At 37.1% G+C, this 1548-nt stretch carries 1 protein-coding gene; it reads left to right on the top strand.

What is annotated here, in order from left to right; translation table 11 throughout:
• The first annotated feature begins 201 nt into the window (after positions 1–201).
• Positions 202–1449, top strand: a complete 1248-nt coding sequence (gene ltrA / locus FNW38_RS17325; RefSeq protein ID WP_235890240.1) for a group II intron reverse transcriptase/maturase — start codon at positions 202–204, stop codon at positions 1447–1449.
• The last annotated feature ends 99 nt before the right edge of the window (positions 1450–1548 follow it).

A 1548-nucleotide genomic window follows, 5' to 3' on the forward strand; every position in this document is an offset into this window, starting at 1 on the left:
AGTCCTTGTTAGATGCTAAGAGATGGTTGCTGAACTTGTCGAAGTAACTGTACAAATTGGAAGTAGCCACAAGGCTTATAGTACCAATCTAACAAGGATGGCGGATGGTGTTGTAGTAGTGATGAAACTTTTGTAATGAGAGTGGAGCGAAGAACACCAATCATACAGTTGTTGGTAGATTAACAACTTAAACATTTAAGGATGACTAATTTATTTACGACAGAATCAAAACCAATTCCGATAACCAAAAAGATGGTTAAGGAAGCGTATCGCAAAGTAAATTCTAACAAAGGCAGTGCAGGAATTGATAAAGAAAGCTTGGAAAAATTCCAAGAAAACCTACTCAATAACCTGTACAAAATTTGGAACAGAATGAGCTCTGGCAGTTATTTTCCTCAAGCCGTCAAGGAGGTTGTCATTCCCAAAGCAGGCGGAGGCGAACGAAAGTTGGGCATTCCAACAATAAGCGACCGCATAGCCCAAGAAGTAGTCAAAACCTATCTTGAACCGAGGTTAGAAGCTGTATTTAGTAAAAACTCGTATGGTTACCGACCAAACAAGAGCGCACATAATGCCCTTGAAAAGGTAAGAGAAAACGTAAGGCGGTATTCTTGGGTTGTGGATATGGACATTAAAGCCTTTTTCGACGAAGTGAATCACGAACTATTGCTCAAAGCAATAGACAAACACGTTCCGGAAAAGTGGGTACAGATGTACATTGTAAGATGGTTGGAATGTCCGATACAAACTTCAAGTGGCGAACTCGTCCAAAAGAAAGGAGAGGGAACACCACAAGGAGTGGTTATTAGTCCATTATTGGCGAATCTATTTTTGCATTATGTTCTAGATAAATGGCTCGAAAAGGAATATCCACAATTAACATTTGTGCGTTATGCCGATGATGTAATTGTGCATTGTTACAGCGAAAGTCAAAGTCTGGAAATATTAAATGCAATTAAGAATAGATTAGCCGAGTGCAAATTGAGATTAAGTGAGGTAAAAACTAAAATTGTTTACTGTCTAGATTATAATAGAATGCAAAGAAAAGATTATCCGAAAAAGTTTGATTTTTTAGGATTTACTTTCAAACCACGTTCTATAAAATCAAAAACAGGAAGAGGAATGTATCTGGGGTTTGGGTGCGAGATAAGTCAAAAATCACAAAGTAGAATAACTAGATTTTGGAAAGAACTCGAACTCCATAGAAAAAGTCCTTTAACAATACAAGATATTGCCGATAAAGTAAACTCTCAAATACGTGGAATAATCAGATACTATGGTTATTCAACAATTAGGCATTTGCAAGGATTGTTTAGAAACTTAGAGTTCAGACTGGCAAAATGGTATCGGAATAAGTATAAAGAAAGAAGCTATCGTGTAGCATTTAAAAGGATGAGAGATATAAAATTCAACTATCCAACAATGTTTTATCATTGGCAATTCTTTTAAGAATATGATTTGTATGATAAGAGCCGTATGAAGCGAGAGTTTCACGTACGGTTCTGTGAGAGGCTTTTGCTGCAAGGCTTTTGCCTACTCGACCTTTGC

The sequence above is a fragment of the Flavobacterium gawalongense genome (assembly GCF_007097265.1).
Lineage (GTDB): Bacteria > Bacteroidota > Bacteroidia > Flavobacteriales > Flavobacteriaceae > Flavobacterium > Flavobacterium gawalongense.

Excerpts from the sequence above, each read along its gene's own strand:
- ltrA (WP_235890240.1), top strand. The coding sequence starts at position 202 with ATGACTAATTTATTTACGACAGAATCAAAACCAATTCCGATAACCAAA.